Consider the following 20,586-nt stretch of genomic DNA (forward strand, 5'->3'; position numbering starts at 1 on the left):
GCCACGCGGGCGCAAAGCGCGGGGGAGGAAGCGCCGATCATCGGCGTTCGCCGCGTTGCGATCCGTGATGGTGCGCGCAACGTGTCCTGCAAGCCCCGGCGCAATCGCCTCGGGAACAAGGAGACGCCTGGAACCATGTGGGAGCGACTTCAGTCGCGACGGGCGTCACCGGTAAGGCCCGTCGCGACTGAAGTCGCTCCCACAGAGGATTTGGAGGGCGTCGGGAAGCGTACTAATCGTCCGCCACAGCGGCCTGCACCGGCCACGCGCTCAACGCCGGCACCTCGGCCTGCACCTGCTGCGGGTCCAGCCGCGCCTGCAGTGCCGGCAACGCGACCGCCAGCGGGCAGCGCAGGCGGCCGCCGCAGCCCGGCAGCGGCCAGCGCCGCTCGCGCAGCCCGGTGCCGTCGAAGCGATTGTCGCGCAGCGCCTGCAGGGTCGGCACCACGCTGCGCAGCTGCAGATAGTCGTGGCCGCGCTGTCGCACCAGTTCCAGCAGCAGCGCGCCGCCGGGCGGATAGGCATCGGGCTGGCCGGGGACCGCGCCGGGCACGTCGAGCAGGCCGGCCAGGTGCGCCAGGTTGGTGTCGTGGCCGAGCAGCAGCAACGCGCGGGTCTGCGCCGGCGCCAGCGGCGCCACGGCCGGGGTCTGCCCGGCCGCGGCCTGCAGCGTGGCCAGCAGGTGCGCGAGCAGGTTGGAGCCGCCGGCACGCGCCGCCGGCAAGGCGCGCTTGCCGTGGTCGAAGGAGGCGTTGTGCAGGCCGATCAGGCGCTGCAGGGCGGCCGCGTCGGCGCGGCCCCACGCCACCTGCGCCAGCGGCAGGCCCTGCGCGTATTCCAGCATCAGGTTCTCGGCCAGGCTGCCGGCGGTCTTCAGCAGCTTGGCCGCCTGCGCGGGATCGTCCAGCCGTTGCGGATCGTCCAGCCGCGGCGTGTCCTGGCCCGCCTGCGCCTGGGCGGCGCAGGCACCGCCCGAACAGCCGGACAGCACCTGCTGCAGCTCGCCAAGCCGCGCACGCGTGGCCGCATCCGGATGCAGCGGCGCGGCCACCGCGTCCTCGTCCTTGTCGTCGCCCTTGTCCTTGCCGGCGGCGTAGTGGAACAGCGGATTGTTCTGCTCGCTCGGCAGTGCCAGGTACCGGGCCTGGCAACCCGGCTGCAGGCCTGCGCCGAACGCCGCGGCGCTGGCATGGTTGCGCGGCGTGCTGTCGGCGATCAGCACCACCTGCGCCGCGGCGCAGTCCGGTGCCAGCACGCCCTCGCCCAGCCAGCGCTGCCGATAGCGCGCGCCCAGCGCCTGCATGCCCGCCGCACCGTGCGCGGTGAGCATGCCCGGCGCCACCGGCCATTGCGGCCATGGCTGCGCTGCGTACCTGGCCAGCGCTTGCGGATCCTGGGTCGGCGCGCGCACGCCGTGACGCATCACCACGATCGCCAGGCGCACGTCGGCCGCTGCGTGCGCATGGGTGGCAGCGGAAGTGTCAGCTGGCGATCGCGCCGCCGCGGCCGGCACTGCGGCCGCGGCCAGCATCAGCAGCGCGGCCGCGCGCTGCAGGCGCCGCCGCGCGCGCGGGGCGGCGATGCCGCGCGTTTCGATGGAGACATGCATGGCGCCGGCCTCAGAACTTCAGCGACAGGTCGAGGAACACGCCGCGTCCGGCCAGGCCGAAGTACAGCGGCTGGTTGTCGGAGGAGCGGGTGCCGGCGTAGCCGATCAGGGCATGCCGATCGAGCAGGTTGTTGACGTCCATGCTGATCGAGTAGCCCTTCAGCCCGTACGGCCCATGCGTGCTGCGATAGCCCAGCGCCGCGTCCAGGCTGGCGTAGCCGCCCAGGCGCTGGTCGTTGCCGAACACGGTGGCGCCGCTGGCGTCGGTGCTGTTGTCCACGCCGTACTGCGCGCCGACCACTTTCTCCATCAGCGAGCCGAAGTAGCCGGTACCGCTGTTGTAGAGCAGGCCCAATGCCCCTGTCACGTGCGGGGTGCCGGCGACCTGGGTGCTGCTGTGCTTGTAGGTGGCCTCGTTGTAGCTGGCGTTGGCGTACAGGCTCAGCGTCGGGGTCAGCGCGTAGGTGGCTTCGGCCTCGGCGCCGCGGTACGCCGCGCCGCCGCCGTTGACGTAGGCGCTCTCGGTGCCGCTGTCGGTGGCGACCAGGGTCTGGCTGATGTAGTTGCTGAAGTCGATGTAGTAGACGTCGGCGCCGAAGGTCAGGCCGCGCGCGGCGTAGCTGGTGCCGAGCTGGTAGTTGCTGGTCAGCTCCGGCTGCAGGCCGCGGCTGCCGTTGAGTTCGATCACGTCGATCGGCGGCGCCAGGAAGCCGCGCGCGGCCTGCACGTAGCCGCTCCAGTGCTCGTTGAAGGCGTCGTGCAGGCTCAGCGACGGCAGCGTCGCGTCGTAGCTGGCATGGGTGTAGGACGGTGCCGGCGGCGTGCTCTTGTTGAGCTGCGCGTCGAGCTCGCGCTGCACCCGCGAATAGCGCACGCCGGGGCTGAGGGTCAGCGTGTCGCTCAGCTTCCAGTCGTACTGCACGTAGGGCTGCAGCGTGTCGGTGCGGTCGTGCAGCTGGTAGTTGTACAGGTACCCGTACTTGGTGCCGCTGGCCGCGCCGGTGCTCATGTCCACCGGCAACTGCTCGCGTTCGTCCAGGTTGCGCTCCACCCACACGCCGGTCTGCAGCTGCCCCGGGCCCAGCTCGCGCGCCAGCCGCAGCACGTCGCCGAAGGCGCGGAAATCGTTGTCCGACAGTTTGCCGGGCACGTCCGTGGCCGACTTGGACAGCTTCTTGCCGGTGCTGGAGTAGAAGGTCACGCCGTTGTCGGCGGCGCTCTCGCTGGTGGGGATGCTGCTCTTGGCGGCGGTGTGGTCGAAGCTGTTGTAGTAGACCTTGTTGTCCAGGTCCCAGTCGCCCAGGCGCGTGCTCAGGCCCAGGTAGCTGAAGCTGGAGTAGTACGCGGCGCTGTTGTAGCCGGTGTAGTTCTGCAGGGTCGGATCGTTGCCCAGGCCGTAGCGCCAGCCATGCTGTTCGATCTGCGCGCGGGTGGCGCCCTGCACGGTGTTCTGGTGCTCCTGGTTGTAGCTGCTGACGAAGCTCAGCGTGGTCGCCTCGCCCAGCTCGGTGACGGTCTTGACGAAGGCGTGCTCGCGGCGGTCGTCGGTGCCCTTCAGGTAGGTGTCGCTGGCTTCCTTGGACAGGTCGGCGAACACGCGCGTGTTGCCGATGTGTTCGTCGGCGCTGACGCCGGTGGACCAGGTGTCCCAGCTGCCGCCGGTGGCGTACGCGGTGACGCCGTCCACCGTGCTGGGATTGCGCGTGCGCAGCGCCAGGGTGCCGCCGAAGGTGGCGTTGCCGATGGTGGCGCCGCCGCCGGGGCCGCGGTCGATCTCGGCCTGGCCGAGCACGTGGTTGTTGAAGTACGCCGACGTGGTGTGGTGCAGGTCGCTGGCGTCGCCGAACGGGATGCCGTCGAAGGTGATGTTGAACTGGCCGTCCTGGAAGCCGCGGATGCTGATGCCTTCGTTCTTGCCCAGGCCGGGGCCTTCCGGCGAGGTGGTGACCACGCTCGGCGCGTACTTGATGATGTCGTCGTAGTTCGCGTTCAGGCGCAGACCGTCGCGAATGAAGCGTTCGTCGATCACCGAGGTCGGCTGGCTCGCTTCCAGCGGCGCGGCGCTGGGCGCCAGCGTGTCGACGCTGTTGGCGGTGACGTTGATCGGCGCCAGTTCGCGCGGGCCGTCGTCGCGGTCTCCCGTATCGGCGGGCGTGGCGGCAGCGTGCGGCGCACGCGGGGCGGCAGCGCTGCGCGGGGCGGCGGCGCTGCGCACGATGCTGACCGTGCTTGGGGTCGGCATGCGGTAGTCCAGGCCGGTGCCGGCCAGCAGTTTCTGCAGCTGCTGCGCCGGCGCCAATCCGGCCGGTGCGCCGTTGCTGCGTTGCCCGGCCGCCAGCGCCGGGTCGTACATCAGTTGCAGGCCGCTGTTGCGTGCGAACAGCTCCAGCGCCTGGTCCAGCGGCATCGGCGCGATCGCCGGCGCGGACGCGGCGACGGGGGCCGACCATGCCGGCAGCGAAGAGGTGCTGCCGAGCAGCAGGGCGATGGAGACGACGAGCGTGTTGCGCATGGGACGTGGCTACCGGAGGGGAGAGGAAGGCGGCCATGCGCACGCAGCGCGACGACCATGCCTACCTAGGAGTGGCGCACAGCGCCGCGCGGCTACCGGTATTTGCGTGAATCTTTTCTTACATCGGCGCCGGCGCGCTGCGGATCGTCACCGCCTGCGCGTCGCGGTGCACCTGCACGTTCGGCAGGCTGCCCAGGTAGGCGACGAAGGCCTCCGGATCGCGCAGGTGGAACACGCCGCTGATGCGGCGCGCGGCCAGCGCCGGGTCGGCGATGCGCAGCGGCTGCGTGGTGTAGGCGTTGAACAGCCGCGCCACCTCGCCCACGCTGCGGTCGTGCACGCCGACCTGCGCCGGCAGCCAAGCGGTGGCGCCGGCGATGTCGGCATGCGCGTCCAGCCCCAGCAATTGGCCTTGCGTATCCAGCCGCGCCTGCTGGCCGCCGCCCAGGTCCGCCAGCTGCGCGCCTTCGGCCGGCAACGCGCTGCGCCGCCACCACGGATGCGCACCGCGCAGCACGTGCACGCGGCCCTGCAGCACGGTGACGCGGGTGCCGCCGGCGTGTCGGTCGACGCCGAACACGGTGCCGATGTCGCGCAGCACCAGGGTGCCGACGCTGACCCGCAGCGGCCGCGCCGGATCGTGGCCGAGATCGAACAGCGCCTTGCCACGCAGCAGGGCGATGTCGCGCCGCTGCGTGCCGTAGCGCACTGCGATCGCGCTGCCGCGGTCCAGGCGCACCACGCTGCCGTCGGCCAGCGCGACCTCGCGCCCGGCATCGGCGCCGGCGGCGTAGACCGTCGCCGGCACCGTCGCCGGCGTCGCCAGTTGCGTGGCCACGCCCACCGCCGCCAGCGCGAGCGCGGCGGCCAGGCCCAGCGCCCAGCGCCGGTGGCGATGGCGCGCGGCCGGCGCCACGCGCCATCGCGGCGCGGCGCTGCGGCCGAGTTCGGGCCGCAGCGGCACCACCACCGCGCCGCTGTGGCGCGCATGCGTGCACAGCTGTTCGCTGCTGGCCTGCTGCGACTGCGCCGCGGCCTGCAGGTCCTGGTGCAGATGGGCGATGCCCAGGTATTCGGCCACGTGCGCCGGCGATTGCCGCAGCCAGGCCAGGAACTCGGCCTGCTGCACCGGCGGCAACGGCGCCTCGCGCTGCGCCAGGTACCAGGCCGCGGCGGCCGCGGCGATCGGCGACTCACGCATAGCGCGCCATGCCCTGCCGGCATGCCGCCAGGCCCTTGATGATGTACTTCTTGACCATGTGGCTGGAGATCTGCAGCTGCTCGGCGATGTCCTGGTAGCCGAGTTCGTCGCGGTAGCGCAGCACCATCGCCGCGCGGCATTTCGGCGGCAACCGCGCCATCAGTTCGGCCAGGCGCCGCCGGCGCTGCTCGCGGTGCATCTGCGCATCGGCCTCGCACGGTACCGCCAGCCGCTCCAGCACCTCGTCCAGGCAGGTGTCGCGCTGGCTGCTACGCTGGTTGAGCAGCGCGTGCTCGCGCATCAGGTTGGCGGCGATGGTGAACAGGTAGGCCTCCGGATTGGCGATCTCCGGGGCGTGCGCCTCGCTGCGCTGCAGGCGCAGCCACACTTCCTGCACCAGGTCCTCGGCATCCCACGCCGCGGCGCGGCGGCGCAGGAAATAGCGGCTGAGCGACGGCCGCCATTGCAGGAACAGCCGCGACAGCACCGGCAAGGGTTCGGGACGCACCACGCGCTCGCAGGATCGGAAAGGCCTGCGATGCTGGTCGCGGCAGATGACAGTCCGATGACGCGCGGGCCGCGCGGGCACATGCGGCACGCTGCGCCCCAGCCGGCATTCAGTTGCGCGCCAGGGTCGGCTTGCCCACGCGCCCCGCGGACATGGCACGGCCGGGACATGCGCCTGCAGTGATACGCCTGCACCACCAGTGACGTCGCGCCCGATGCTCCATCGCGGACGCGCGGTTGCGGCCTGGCAACTGGCCTGCGCCGGCCAGCTGCCGCACGCCGAGGCGCAGCGGCGAAGACAGCGAACCACCCTGCACGTCGACCGCCCACCCAGCGCCGAGCCGGCGCTGCCAAGCCGGACGATCGCCGCTGCCGCCGCCTATCTCCTCGTCCTTAATTGCCGGCGACAACGCGGCGGCCTTCGGCGGCGTTCCGCACGCGGGACAGGATGTCTTCCGGGCCAGCCTTCCGTTCCATCGACCCTGCCCCATATTCCAAGCATTGCCGCTCCTCTCAGCCGGCGTTCGCACGAAGGACAGCTCCATGACCGACCCCATCGTCCAGATCAAGCCCCTCGGCTTTCCATGGGAAACGATCGACCCGTTCCTGTTCTGCGTCTATCACGACGACGCCTACCCCGCCGGCAATGGCGCGATGGGCCCGGCGGCGTCGCTGGCGGGCCGCGCCATCGGGCAGGACTTCAGCCGCAAGGACGGCTGGAGCATGTATCACGGCCAGGACGTTCCCGGCTTTCCCGGCCACCCGCACCGCGGCTTCGAGACCGTGACCATCGTGCGCCAGGGCCTGATCGACCATGCCGACTCGCTCGGCGCGGCGGCGCGCTTCGGCGCCGGCGACGTGCAGTGGGTGACCGCCGGCGCGGGCATCGTCCATTCGGAGATGTTCCCGCTGCTCGACAGCGCGGCGCCCAACCCGCTGGAACTGTTCCAGATCTGGCTCAACCTGCCGGCGCGCAGCAAGCTGGCGGCGCCGCACTTCACCATGTTCTGGGCGGAAGACCTGCCGCGCTTCACCGCCACCGACGACGCGGGCCGCACCACCGACGTGGCCTGCGTGGCCGGCCGCGTCGGCACCGTGGATGCCGCACCCGGCACCGCCGGCGGCCCGCTCGCGCCGCCGCCGGATTCGTGGGCCGCACAGGACGACGCCGACGTGGCCATCTGGACGATCCGCATGGCGCCCGGCGCACGCTGGACGCTGCCCGCCGCGCAAGGCCGCGGCACGCGCCGCAGCCTGTACTTCTTCAAGGGCGCAGCGGTGAGCGTGGGTGGACGCAATGTCGCCAGCCACGCTGCCATCGAGTTGCGCGCCGACCAGGCCGTCGAGCTGGTCAACGGCGATGCGGAGGTGAGCGAGTTCCTGGTGCTGCAGGGCCGGCCGATCGCCGAACCGGTGGCCCAACATGGCCCGTTCGTGATGAACACGCAGGCCGAGATCGCTCAGGCCATGGCCGACTACCGCCGCACCCAGTTCGGCGGCTGGCCATGGAACGACGAGGCGCCGGTGCACGGCAGCGACCCGAACCGCTTCGCGCGACACCCGGATGGGCGCGAGGAGCGTCCGGCGCCGCAACAGCCGCGCGTCTTCTGATCAGCGAGTCGCTTTCGCGCCTTACCCTCACCCCCAACCCCTCTCCCGGTGGGAGAGGGGCTCGGCTGCTCCCTTCTCCCATCGGGACCATGGCCCCCTTTTCAGGAGAAGGTGGCCCGAAGGGCCGGATGAGGGTACGGGCGCAGCTCGTGCTCCCAACTCCACGAGACGCTTCGCGCCGGACCCTCACCCCAACCCCTCTCCCGGGGGGGAGAGGGGCTACGGGACAAGATCCACTCAGTAGCGTGCCGACGCCAGCGCCTGCGCGCGCTCCAGTTGCTCGGCGATGCGGCTGCGCGCCTGCTGCAATTCCTGCTTGGTCGCGTCCTGCTGCGCGGCCGGCACCAGCTCGGCGTCGATCACCGCCAGCGCATCGGAATAGCTGCGCACCATCGTCGCCATGTAGGCGTTCATGTACGCCGAATCGTCCTTCTCCTGGTCCAGCGCCTGCAGCTGCGCCTTGCCCTTGGCCGCCTGCGCGGCGATCTTCTCCGCATCGCCGGGACCGCCCTTGCCGGCGTCCGCGGCCGCGGCGCCCTGGTGCGCGGCGACCACTTCGCGGGCGAAGTCGGCGACGCTGCCGCTGACATTGCGCGACAGCGCCTGCTGCGACAGCGCCACCGCATTGCCTTCCAGCACCTGCAGCATCGCCTTGGCCGAGGCGTCGCCAGCGATCGGGGCGCGGCCGCTTTCGCCGCCGACCGGGGCCGCGGTCGGCGCGGGCGAGGTCGCCGGCGCGGTGCGCGAGGTCTGGTCGCCCGGCTTGCCGCAGCCGCTCAGCGCTACGGCGGCCAGCGCCGCGAGGATCGAAAGCCGGGTCGTGGTGAGCCTCGGGGTCATGGGGTGCTCCTGGTTGGTCAGCCGCCACCTTGCCCAGGCCGCGTGCAAACCCGCGTGAATCGACCACGCTTCCGCCTCCTTGGCGCGCCGCCGCCCCGGCGCAGCGGCGGCCGGCGCGCACGCCAGGCCTGCCGCGCCGGCACCGTCAATAGAAACCGGAAAGGTTCAGGAACCAGCCGCGCTGGTCGTACTCCAGCGCGGTCAGGTCGTCGCTGAAGGTGGTGAAGTTGTAGCCCACGCCGACCCGGAAGTTGTCCGACACCTGCCGATCCAGCCCGACCAGCCAGCCGCGCCGATCGCCGCCGTCCTGCACGCCGAGCCAGCGGTATTCGGCCAGCCCGTCCCACTGCGCGATCAGCCGGTAGCGCAGCTGCACCGCAGCGAAGTCGACCCGGCTGTCGAGCCAGCTGCCGCTGCCGCGGCCGGCGCGGTACTCGCCCCAGCGCCCGGCCAGCTTGCCGCCCAGTTCCCAGCGGTCGTTCAACTGCACGATGCCCTCGAAGGACAGCACCTGCGAGCGCTGGTCGTAGCGGTTGCCGCCGTCTTGGCCCAGCGAGGCGACGTCGTAGAGGTAGGTGTACTTGCCGAACGCGGCCCAACGGGAGGTGTCGTGCGGGCGCCAGGCGAAGCCCAGGTTGGCCTCGGCCAGCTTGGCGCCGGCCAGCGGGTTGAGGTCGTCGCGGGTGTCGGCGTAGTTGGCGCGCGCGGCGATGCGCCAGTCCTCGTTGAGCTTGAACAGCAGACGGTGCGTGGTGACCCATTGTTCGCGCTGTTCGGCGCCGCGGTCGCGGCGGTACTCCAGCTTGCTGGCCCACTGCATGCGCGGATCGGTGCGGCCGCCGTTGACGCTGTAGGCCTGGCGGTCCACGCGGCCGCTGGCGGCGTCCAGTGCGCCGTCCATCACCGTGAAGCCCAGGTTCCAGCCCGGTGCCGGGGTGAAGTCCAGGCCGAAGGTATGCGCCAGGCCGGCGCTCTCGCTGCTGCGGTCCTTGAGGTATTGGCTTTCGTTGTAGACGTTGACCTGGTTGCTCACGCGCCAGCGCTGGCCCAGGGTCCAGCCGCTTTGCAGGCTGCTGTCCAGCAGCGGGTCGCGTTCGGTGCTGTCGGTGCTGTAGCTGTAGGCGCCGTACACGGTGTGGTCCGGGCTCAGCCGGTATTCGGCGTCGAGCTTTCCGCCCTGGCCGCGGCTGCCGCTGCTGGCCTCGGCGCCGACGCTGGAACGGTCGCCGAACAGATAGCGCGCGCCCAAGGTGAGCAGGTTGTTGCGATCGTAGCGGCCGCTGTCGTCGTCCACCGTGTACTGGCCGGTGGCGTACAGCTCCAGCGTGTCGTTCACGCGCTGGCGGTAGCTCAGCGCCGCCAGCAGCGCGTCGGCATCGCCACTTTGCAGGCGCTCCTGCACGCTGCGCAGTTCCGCGCCCAGCTGCGCATCCTGGCCCAGCCGCCAGTCGCCGGTGAGCTGGGCCTGCTGCAGCGATTGCGCATCGCGCTGCACGCGGCTGTAGCGGCCGTACAGGCTGAAGGCGTCGCTGAAATAGCCGAGGAATTCGCCGCCGTATTCCTCCACCTCCGCCCCGGTATCGAAGCGCGACACCGAGAAGCCGGCATCGACCCGGCGGTGCCAGGCACCCAGCGTCCATTCCTGTTCGGTCCAGCCCAGTTCCTTCAGGTTGGCGCGCGCCTCCAGCGCATGCGCGCGGCCCGCGCGCGCCTGCCCCAGCGGATTGCGCTGGACGAAGCTCAAGCCGCCGTTGTCCGAATAGAAGATCGGCGCCACCGTGGCTGCGCTGCGGCTGGTTTCCAGTTTCAGGTAGGTGCCGCGCCCGGCCTGCAGGGTCAGGTCGGCGCCCTTGAGCGTGTAGTCCTCGCCGCTGCGGTTCTCCTGGATGTAGGTGGCGCCGACGGCGAGGTGCTCGCTCAGCCAGTGCCGGCCGCGCACGCCACCGCTGGTGTCGTCGGCGTCGAAGCCGGTGGGAACGTACTCGTAATCGGCGAGCAGCCGCTGTTCGTAGCCGTCCAGCGGGGTATCGCGGGTCAGCGTGCGCACGTTCTCGCGGGTCACCTGCGCCAGCGGCCGGGTCAGCAGCAGCCGGCCCTGCATCTCGTCGATCTCGTAGTCCACGCCGCGCTGCAGGGTCACGCGCGCCTCGGCGCGGCCGCTGCTGCGGTCGCGCACTTCCAGCACCACCTGCTCGGAACCGGGCAGCACGTCGGTATGGCGCAGGTAGTACAGGCTGCCGCCGGTACCGAGGAATTCGCTGTGTCCCGGCGCGCTCTGCGCCTGCGAGGCGAACACCTTCAGCCGCGTGCGCGGTTCGCCCAGCGCGGTCGCGTTGCGCGCGCGCCAGTCCAGCGCGGCGCCGTACAGCGAACGGTTGTACTGGGCGTACTCGGTGCCGGTGATGCCGGTGGCGAAATTGCCCCACAGCGCCTGGCTCTGGTCCCAGTCCACGCGCAGGTACAGCTTGCCCTGGGTATCGACGTCGCGGTAGGTGGTGGAGTCGTCGCCGTACACCGGGTAGTACAGGTCCGGATCCAGGCGCCGGAACACGTCCTGCGGATCGGCATCGGTGAAGCCGTCGAACAGGTGCCCGATCTGGTTCTCGCGGGTATCGGCATGCGCGGTGAGCAGGTATTTGCCGCGCAGCTTGCCTTTCAGGTAGAACGCCAGCCGGCCCTCGCTGAGGAAGTCGTGCTGGTCGCGCGTGGCGTCGAGCAGCGGCTGGGTATTGCCGCTGCTGCGGTTCTGCGACAGGGTCAGGTCGGCCAGCGCGACCAGATAGGCATAGCGGCCGGTCACGTTGACGTCGATGCTGCTGCGCAGCGGCGGCGCGTCCTGGCGCGCGGCCTCGATGCGGTACTGATGGCTGCCCACCGGCTCGAGGAATTCGGCGACGAACTTGCCCTCCTGGTCCACCGGGAATATCTGCCCGTTGATGGTCAGGCGCGTGCCGGCGGCGATGTCGCGGCCGTGCACGCGCACGCGCGAGCCGTACAGCGGGATGTTCTGCAGGCGCAGCGCGTTCTGGCCGTAGATGGCGTTGCTGATCTCCAGCGACTGCGCGGACTCGGCATCCAGCGCCTGGCCGAGCGTGCGTTGCACCTGGGTGCGCAGCTGCTGCGCGCCGCGTTCGAAATCGGCTTGCGACACCAGTTGCATGCGCTGGATCACGGTCTCGTCGAAACTGCCGTCGTGGCCGTAGGCGCGCGCCACGTACAGCAGTTCGTCGCCTTCGCGCAGGTGCAGCGACGCCGGCAACGCGCCGTCCCATTGCGCCTCGCCGACGCTGGCCGCCGGCAGCGCCAGCGTCGCCAATGGCGTGACCAGATCGGTATCGCTGCCGCGGTACAGGCTCACCTGCACCCGCTCGATGAACGAGGCGTAGTTGCTGTAGCTATGGAAACGCACCGGGCGCGCGATGCGGCCGTTCTCGAACGGCACCATGCTGCTGGCCTGCACGTTCAACACCGGCTCGGTCATCGCCGGGTCTTCGGTGGCCCAGATCATGCCGCCGCCGGGCAGGTCGATGGCCAACTGGCCGGGCGCGAGCGCGCGATCGCTGGCGGGAGCGGAAGCGGCCACGGGGCGCGGCGTGCTCGCCGGCGCCGGCATCGCCGCCGGTGCCGACGGCGCCACCGTATCGGTGCGCAGCGGCGCGCGTGCGCTGCCGGGCTCGCGCACGCGGAACAACAGCGCGTCGCCGGCACGGCAACCATCGATGTCGCATTCGACCGACGCCTCGCCTTCGCGCTCCTCGCCGCTGCGTTCCTCGGCGCTGCGCAGTTCGGCCGTTTCCGCCGCCATGGCCGGCATCGCGCCCAGCGCCGCCGCCATCCACGCCCCGAGAAGACGCGTGCAAACCCCTGTCTTGACCATGTCCATCGCTGTTCTCCTCAGGGGCGGCCGGCATCGGCCGGGGCGTCGGAAGGCGGCGCTGCCTGTACCCGCAATCGGGGTCGGACCTGCGCCTGCAGCCATTGCGCGAGCGCGGCGTCCAGCGCCTGCGCGCGGCGGCGGCCCAATGCGGCGTCCTGCGCGCCGCGGCCGGTGGCGATCTCCACCACGCCACCGCCGCGCCGGTTGATCGCCTGCGCGATCGGCTCCAGCAGCGGCCGGTACTGCGGCCGCAACGATGTGCCGCCCGGTTCGAACAACGCCTCGCCCAGCCCGATCGCATCGCTCACCGTCAGCAGCGGCGGCGCGCTGCCGGCATCGCGCAGTTCCACCCGGGTCTGTGCCGCCACGTCCGCCGGCAGCTGCGCCGCCAGCGCGGCATGCACGGTTTGCGCACGCTGCAACCCGAGCGCTTCGCCAGTGCCATGCAAGGGCAGCTGCAGATGGCCGCCACCGGCCTCGCGCAGCAGCTGCGCGATGCGTTCGAGCGTGCCGGCGTAGCCCTGCCGCAGCTGCGCATTGCCCGGTTCGAACAGCGCCTGGCCCAGTTCCACCTCGGGATACGCCGCATTGGGTTGGCGCTGGCCGCGCTCGCCGCCGCGATCCAGGCTTGCGCCCGGCGGGCCTGCGTCCGGCAGGCGCACGCCGAAGTCGAAGCGCACCGGCAAGCCTGGCGTGATGCGCCGCACGCGCGGATTCTCGCTGGTGAAGACGGTGCCTGGCGGCAGCGTGGCCGCGTCCACCTTGAGGATGAAGTTGCTGCCGCGCCCCGCCGCCGGCGCGATGCCGACCAGGTGGAAGCGGCCGTAGGCATCGGTCTCCATCAGCAAGCCTTCGGCCGAGCCGATGCGCACGCCGGGCACGCCGAGTTCGCCGGCATCCTGCACCCCGTTGCCGTTGCGGTCGTCGAAGACGCTGCCGACGATCAGGCTCTCGTCCAGCATCGGGTCGCCCACCACCTCCACATCGGCGCTGGCCAGATTGCTGATCTGGCTGCCGTCGGCACTCTGCATCAGCGCGCGATTGGTGTGGATGCCGGGGCCGACGCCGGCGCCCACGCGCATCACATAGGCGAAAGTCGCGCGCTGGCCGCTGGCGATATCCACCGCCGCCACGCGCAGCGGCGAGGTGCCGGTCAACGCACCGGCGCCGTCCGCATCGCCGACCTGCAACTGGCCATGCACGTAACTGAAGCCGGGCGGCGGCGTATCCAGCAGGGCGACGCCCACCGCATCCACCGCGCCCACGTTCTCCACGGTCAGCGTGTAGCGCACCAGGTCGCCGATGCGCACGCTGCGCTGCGCGGCCTGCTTGCTCACCCGCAACACCACCGGGTCGGCGGCCACGGCGACCGTCACCTGCGCCACCGCGCACATCCGCTCGGGGATGGACATATCGCAGACCCGGTAGCTGAAGCGGTCCTCGCCGACGAAGTCGGCCACCGGCGTGTAGACGCATGCCGCCTGCGCGCAGCGGGCCTCGCCATTGCCCGGTGCGACCGCCACGCTCAGCGATGCCGGGTCGATCGGCGCGCCAGTGGTGCTGTCGTTGGCCAGCACGGCGATGCTCACCGGTTGCGGATGCACCGTGCTGGCGCGGTCGTCCACCACCGCGATGTCGTTTGCGGCCACCGTCACCACCACCGCCGCGGTGGCGCAGTCGAGCGGCCTGCTCGACGAGCAGACGGTGTAGCTGAAGGTATCCACGCCGCTGAAGTGCAGCGCCGGGGTATAGGCCAGGCTGCCATCGCCCTGCATCTGTACGGTGCCGGCCTGCGGCGTGGTGACGCTGCTCAGCGATACCATCGTGGTATCGGCAGGGACGCCTTCGTGGGAATCGTTGGTCAGCACCCACACCAGCACCGTGGTGTTCTGCGCGGCCCAGGCCGTGTCTTCCTGCGCCTGCACGATGCCCGACACCACCGCGACCGTGGCCGTGGCGTTGTCGCAGCGGGCCGGATTGCTCGCAGCGCAGATCCGATAGGCCAGCGTGTAGCTGCCGGCCGCGGTATTGGCGGCCACGTCCAGGCTGCCGTCGGCGTTGATCGTCAGCGGGCCGGCGGCGACCGGTGCCAGCACGATGTCGGCTGCCGCCACCGGCGCGCCGTTGAAGGTGTCGTTGGCCAGCACGTTGATCACCGCGGTGGCGCCGGCGGTGCCGTTCACCGGACCGGCGCTGTCGTCCACCGCATCCAGCACGGCGCCGCTGCCCACGGTGATGGTGACCGTGGCACCGTCGCAGTTGCCCGGGTTGGCGATTTCGCACAGCTGGTAACTGGCGGTGTAGCTGCCTGGTGCGGTATTGGCCGCCACGTCCACCGTGCCGTCGGGGTTGATCGTCAGCGGGCCGTTGTTGTTCGGGATCAGCGTGACCTGCGACGGCGTCACCGGTACGCCGTTGAGCGTGTCGTTGGCCAGCACGTTCATCACCGCGGTGCCGCCGCTGGCGCCGTCGACCGGGCCGGCGCTGTCGTCCACCGCATCCAGCGGGCCACCGGTGCCGACGGTGATGGTGACCGTAGCGCCGTCGCAGTTGCTGGGATTGGCGATTTCGCACAGCTGGTAGCTGACGGTGTAGCTGCCGGGTGCGGTATTGGCCGCCACGTCCACCGTGCCGTCGGGGTTGATCGTCAGCGGACCGTTGTTGTTCGGGATCAGCGTCACCTGCGATGGCGTCACCGGCGTGCCGTTGAGCGTGTCGTTGGTCAGCACATTTGTGACCGCGGTGCCACCGGCAGTGCCGTCGACCGGACCGGCGCTGTCGTCGTTGGCCTGCAGGCTGCCATTGCCCACGGTGATGGTGATGGTGACTGTCGCGCTATCGCAGTTGCCCGGATTGGTGACTTCGCACAGCTGGTAGCTGGCGCTGTAGCTGCCGGCCGCGGTATTGGCCGCCACGTCCACGCTGCCGTCAGGATTGATCGTCAATGGGCCGTTGTTGCTCGGCGTCAGCGTCACCTGCGCAGGGTTCACCGCCACGCCGTTGAGCGTGTCGTTGGCCAGCACGTTGATGACCGCGATGCCGCCGGCAGTGCCGTCGACCGGACCGGCGCTGTCGTCGTTGGCCTGCAGGCCGCCGCTGCCCACCGTGATGGTGACCGTGGCGCCGTCGCAGTTGCTGGGATTGGCGACTTCGCACAGCTGGTAGCTGGCGGTATAGCTGCCGGGCGCGGTGTTTGCCGCCACGTCCACGCTGCCGTCGGGGTTGATCGTCAGCGGGCCGTTGTTGTTCGGGGTCAGCGTCACCTGCGATGGCGTCACCGGCGTGCCGTTGAGCGTGTCGTTGGTCAGCACATTGGTGACCGCGGTGCCACCGGCAACGCCGTCGACCGGACCGGCGCTGTCGTCGTTGGCCTGCAGGCCACCGGTGCCGACGGTGATGGTGACCGTGGCGCTGTCGCAGTTGCCCGGATTGGCGACTTCGCACAGCTGGTAGCTGGCGGTGTAGCTGCCGGGCGCGGTGTTCGCCGCCACGTCCACGCTGCCGTCGGGGTTGATCGTCAGCGGGCCGCTGTTGTTCGGGGTCAGCGTCACCTGCGATGGCGTCACCGGCGTGCCGTTGAGCGTGTCGTTGGTCAGCACATTGGTGACCGCGGTGCCACCGGCAACGCCGTCGACCGGACCGGCGCTGTCGTCGTTGGCCTGCAGGCCACCGATGCCGACGGTGATGGTGACCGTGGCGCCGTCGCAGTTGCTGGGATTGGCGACTTCGCACAGCTGGTAGCTGGCGGTATAGCTGCCGGGCGCGGTGTTCGCCGCCACGTCCACGCTGCCGTCGGGGTTGATCGTGAGCGGGCCGCTGTTGTTCGGGACCAGCGTGACCTGCGACGGCGTCACCGATACGCCGTTGAGCGTGTCGTTGGCCAGCACGTTGGTGACCGCGGTGCCGCCGCTGGCGCCGTCGACTGGGCCGGCACTGTCGTCGTTGGCCAGCAGGGTGCCGGTGCCGACGGTCACGGTCACCGTGGCGCTGTCGCAGTTGCCCGGGTTGAGCACCTCGCACAGCTGGTAACTGGCGCTGTAGCTGCCGGCCGCGGTGTTGGCGGCGACGTCCACGCTGCCATCCGGATTGATGGTCAGCGGGCCGCTGTTGCTCGGGGTCAGCGTCACCTGCGCAGGCGTCACCGGCACGCCGTCGAGGGTGTCGTTGGCCAGCACGTTGGCGACCGCGGTGCCGCCGCTGCTGCCGTTGACCGGACCGGCGCTGTCGTCGTTGGCCAGCAGGGTGCCGTTGCCGACGGTCACCGTGACCGTGGCGCTGTCGCAATTGCTCGGGTTGAGCACTTCGCACAACTGGTAGCTGGCGCTGTAGCTGCCGGCCGCGGTGTTCGCCGCCACGTCCACGCTGCCGTCGGGATTGATCGTCAACGGGCCGCTGTTGCTTGGGGTCAGCGTCACCTGCGCAGGCGTCACCGGCACGCCGTCGAGGGTGTCGTTGGCCAGCACGTTGGCGACCGCGGTGCCGCCGCTGCTGCCGTTGACCGGACCGGCGCTGTCGTCCAGCGCCTGCATCGCGGCGGTCGCGACCGTGATGGTGACGGTCGCGCTGTCGCAGTTGCCCGGGTTGAGCACTTCGCACAACTGGTAACTGGCGCTGTAGCTGCCGGCCGGCGTATTGGCCGCCACGTCCACCGTGCCGTTGGCATTGATCGTCAGCGGGCCGTTGCTGCTCGGGGTCAGCGTCACCTGCGCCGGCGACACGGCGGCGGCGCCCAGGGTGTCGTTGCTCAGCACGTTGATGACCGCGAGGGCGCCGGTGCCGCTCACCGGGCCGGCGATGTCGTCCACCGCGTCCAGGCTGCCGCTGCCCACGGTCACGGTGACCGTGGCGCTGTCGCAATTGCCCGGGTTGAGCGCTTCGCATACCTGATAGCTGGCGCTGTAGCTGCCGGCCGCGGTATTGGCCGCCACGTCCACCGTGCCATTGGCATTGATCGTCAACGGACCGTTGCTGCTTGGGGTCAGCGTCACCTGCGCGGCGCTGACCACCACCCCGTTGAGGGTGTCGTTGCGCAGCACCTGGGTGACCGCGGTGGCGCCGGAAAGACCGTTCACCGGGCCGGCGCTGTCGTCGTTGGCGCGCAAGCTGGCCGCGCCCACCAGCACGGTGACGGTCGCGCTGTCGCAGTTGCCGGGGTTGAGCACCTCGCACAGCTGGTAGCCGGCGCTGTAGCTGCCGGCCGGGGTGCCGGCCGCCACATCCACGGTGCCGTCGGGATTGATCGTCAGCGGGCCGCTGTTGCTGGGCGTCAACGTCACCTGCGCCTTGCCGACCGCCATGCCATCGAGGGTGTCGTTGCCGAGCACGTTGACGAGCGCGGTGGCGCCATTGGCGCCGTTGATCGGTCCGGCGCTGTCGTCGGCGGCTTGCAGCGCGCCAGCGGCCACCGTGACGCTCACCTGGGCGCTGTCGCAGTTGCTGGGATTGCTGCGTTCGCACAGCTGGTAGCCGAGGCTGTAGCTGCCGGCCGGAGTGCCCGCAGCGACGCTGACGCGGCCGTTGCTGGTGGCCAGGGTGATGCCGGGATGGGCGGCCGGCACGGTCACGCTCAGCAGCACGCTGGCGGTACTGGGCACGGCGCCGTTCAACACGTCGTTGTCCAGCACGCTGGCCACGGCCACGCCGCCGTGGACGCCGGACACCGGCGGTCCGGCATCGTCGTTGGCCTGGATCTGCGCCGCCGCCACCACCACGGTGGCGGTGGCACTGTCGCAATTGAGCGGATTGAGGGCTTCGCACACGCGATAGGTCAGGCTGTAGCTGCCGGCGGCGGCGTTGGCGGCCACGTCCAGGGTGCCGTCGGCATTGATCGTCAACGGGCCGCCGCTGACCGGGACCAGCGTCGCCTGCGCGAGCGCGAGCGCAGCGCCGTCGAGGGTGTCGTTGGCCAGCACGTTGATCAACCCGACCGCGCCGCTGCTGCCGGTGCCGCCGGTGACCGGGCCAGCGCTGTCGTCGTTGGCCAGCAGTACCGCGCTGGCCACCGCCACCGTCACCGTGGCGTTGTCGCAATTGGCCGGGTTGAGGGTTTCGCAGATCCGGTAACCGGCGCTGTAGCTACCGGCCGGCGTATTGGCCGCCACGTCCACGCTGCCGTCGGCATTGATGGTCAGCGGACCGTTGCCGACCGCGGCGAGCGTCACCTGCGCCAGGCTCGCCGCCGCGCCGTTGAAGGTATCGTTGCCGAGCACGTTGACCACCGCACTGGCGCCGCTGCGGCCGTTGACCGGGCCGGCGCTGTCGTTGCTCGCAACGATCGTCGCCGCAGCGACGTTGACGGTGACGCTGGCGTTGTCGCAGTTGGCTGGATTGAGCGCCTCGCAGATCCGGTAGCCGGCGCTGTAGCTGCCGACCGGGGTGTTCGCCGCCACGTCCACCGTGCCATCGGGATTGATGGTCAGCGGGCCGCTGTTGCTCGGCGTCAGCACGATGTCCGCGGGCACGATCGCGACGCCATTGAGGGTGTCGTTGCCGAGCACGTTGACGACCGCGGTGGCGCCGTTGCCGCCGGCGACCGGGCCGGCGACATCGTCCACCGCGTCGATGGTGGCCGCACCGACGTTGACGATGACCGTGGCGCTGTCGCAGTTGGCGGGGTTGAGCGTTTCGCAGATCTGGTAGCTGGCGCTGTAGTTGCCGGCGGGCGTGTTGGCGGCGACGTCCACCGTGCCGTCGGGGTGGATGGTCAGCGGTCCGTTGCTGGCCGGGGCCAGCGTCACCTGCGCCGGCGTCACCGCCACGCCATCGAGCGTGTCGTTGCCGAGCACGTTGGTCACCGCGGTGGCGCCCGCGGTGCCGTCGACCGGGCCGGCGGTGTCGTCGGCGGCGTTGAGCACGCCCTGCACCACGCTGACGTTGACCGTGGCGCTGTCGCAGTTGGCGGGGTTGAGGGTTTCGCAGATCTGGTAGCTGGCGCCGTAGCTGCCGGCGGGCGTGTTGGCGGCGACGTCCACGCTGCCGTCCGCGTTGATCGTCAGCGGGCCGCTGTTGCTCGGTGTCAGCAGCACATCGGCGGCCAGCACCGCAGCGCCATTGAGGCGGTCGTTGTCGAGCACGTTGAGCACCGCGCTGGCGCCGGTGCGGCCGCTGACCGGGCCGGCGCTGTCGTCCACCGCATCCAGGCTGCCGGCCACCACCGCGACGGTCAGCGTGGCGCTGTCGCAACTGCTCGGATTGAGGGTCTCGCAGATCTGGTAGCTGGCGCTGTAGCTGCCGGCGGGCGTGTTGGCGGCGACATCGACGCTGCCATCGGGGTTGATGGTCAGCGGACCGCTGTTGCTCGGGGTCAGCGTGAGTGTGGACAGCGAGGCCGGCGCGCCGTTGAAGCTGTCGTTGCCCAGCACATTGATCAGCGCGCTGGCGCCGGTACGGCCGTTGACCGGACCGGCGCTGTCGTCCACCGCATCCACGCTGGCGGCCGCCACCGCCACCGCGACCAGCGCGCTGTCGCAGTTGCCGGGGTTGGCGGTTTCGCAGATCTGGTAGCCCAGCGTGTAGTTGCCGGCCGGCGTGCCCGGCGCCACGGCGACCTGGCCGGTGCCGGTATCCAGCGTCACGCCCGGGTTGGACGCCGGGGTGACGAGGCTCAGCAGCACGTCCGCGACGGTCGCGACCGCACCGGCCAGGCTGTCGTTGCCCAGCACGTTGCCCACCGCCACGCCGCCGCTGGCGCCGACGATGGCGGTGGCGCCGGTATCGTCGTTGGCGACGATGGCATGGGCCTGCACCGGGATCGCCGGCACCGTGCCGCTGTCGTTGCCGGGATTGGGATCGCCGAGTCCCGGCGGCAGCGTGAAGGTGGCGGTGTTCGCGGCGATGGTGGCCGGCGTGAGCGTGGGCGCGGTGCCGGCGATGTCGATCGTCACGCTGTCGCCCACCGCCACGTTTACGGTGACCGCGACATTGCCGCTGCCGCCGGCGAGCGCGCAGCTGGATGCCGGCGACGCCGCTGCGCAGGTCCAGGTGACCGCGTCGAGTTGCGGCGGCACCACGTCGCGCACGACCACGCCGCCGGCCTGCGAGACGCCGCTGTTGGCGACCACGATGCGATAGCGCACCGCGCCGCCTGCCGCGACCGGGCTGGCGGTCAACAGAGTCTTGCTCACCGCCAGGTCGGCCTGCGCCGCCAAGGCGTTGCTGTCGACGGCGGCGTTGTTGCCGCCGTCGGGATCGGCGGTATCGCCCGGCAGGGTGACGGTGACGGTATTGGACAGCGTGCCGGGATACGACTGCGCCGCGGCGCTGCCGCTGCCCGCTAGCAACAGCGCCAGCCACCACCACGACAGCCGCGGCGCACGCGCCGGTGCGGGACAGGCATGGTCGGGCACGGAATGTCCGCAAAGCGGGTGGCTGGCGCTGGTGTCCATGCGAAGTCCTCGCGAATTCGGGGTGCGAGCGGCCGTCCGCTGCGG

8 protein-coding genes are annotated in these 20,586 nt (G+C 71.0%); 1 reads left to right on the forward strand and 7 read right to left on the reverse strand.

The features are described from left to right. Positions 1-232 precede the first annotated feature (232 nt). The 4 genes from AB3X10_RS21085 to AB3X10_RS21100 all read right to left on the reverse strand — a co-directional run bounded on the left by AB3X10_RS21085 (position 233) and on the right by AB3X10_RS21100 (position 5,830). Positions 233-1,531 (reverse strand): histidine-type phosphatase, encoded by a 1,299-nt coding sequence (locus tag AB3X10_RS21085; RefSeq protein WP_369981923.1) that lies wholly within the window; start codon positions 1,529-1,531, stop codon positions 233-235. Between the two features lie 88 nt (positions 1,532-1,619). After that, complete coding sequence (locus AB3X10_RS21090) at positions 1,620-4,121, reverse strand: TonB-dependent receptor domain-containing protein (RefSeq protein WP_369977344.1); 2,502 nt, start codon at positions 4,119-4,121, stop codon at positions 1,620-1,622. A 118-nt stretch (positions 4,122-4,239) separates the two neighbouring features. Next, a complete protein-coding gene (locus AB3X10_RS21095) occupies positions 4,240-5,322 on the reverse strand; it encodes a FecR family protein (protein ID WP_369977345.1) in 1,083 nt (360 codons plus the stop codon). Beyond that, complete coding sequence (locus tag AB3X10_RS21100; protein WP_369977346.1) at positions 5,315-5,830, reverse strand: RNA polymerase sigma factor; 516 nt, start codon at positions 5,828-5,830, stop codon at positions 5,315-5,317. The genes AB3X10_RS21095 and AB3X10_RS21100 overlap by 8 nt, the downstream gene beginning before the upstream one ends. Positions 5,831-6,372: 542 nt before the next feature. On the opposite strand from AB3X10_RS21100, the gene AB3X10_RS21105 reads away from it, so the two are divergent. Next, entirely contained in the window at positions 6,373-7,440 is a 1,068-nt protein-coding gene (locus AB3X10_RS21105; RefSeq protein WP_369977347.1) for a pirin family protein, read from the forward strand. A 237-nt stretch (positions 7,441-7,677) separates the two neighbouring features. On the opposite strand, the gene AB3X10_RS21110 is transcribed toward AB3X10_RS21105, so the two are convergent. The 3 genes from AB3X10_RS21110 to AB3X10_RS21120 form a co-directional block, all read right to left on the reverse strand. Continuing rightward, positions 7,678-8,280, reverse strand: a complete 603-nt coding sequence (locus AB3X10_RS21110) for a DUF4142 domain-containing protein (protein ID WP_369977348.1) — start codon at positions 8,278-8,280, stop codon at positions 7,678-7,680. 145 nt (positions 8,281-8,425) lie between these two features. Further along, positions 8,426-12,085 (reverse strand): hypothetical protein, encoded by a 3,660-nt coding sequence (locus tag AB3X10_RS21115; RefSeq protein WP_369977349.1) that lies wholly within the window; start codon positions 12,083-12,085, stop codon positions 8,426-8,428. Between the two features lie 89 nt (positions 12,086-12,174). Then, complete coding sequence (locus tag AB3X10_RS21120) at positions 12,175-20,541, reverse strand: Ig-like domain-containing protein (RefSeq protein WP_369977350.1); 8,367 nt, start codon at positions 20,539-20,541, stop codon at positions 12,175-12,177. Positions 20,542-20,586 lie beyond the last annotated feature (45 nt).

This window comes from Xanthomonas sp. DAR 80977, assembly GCF_041240605.1.
Taxonomy (GTDB): domain Bacteria; phylum Pseudomonadota; class Gammaproteobacteria; order Xanthomonadales; family Xanthomonadaceae; genus Xanthomonas_A; species Xanthomonas_A bundabergensis.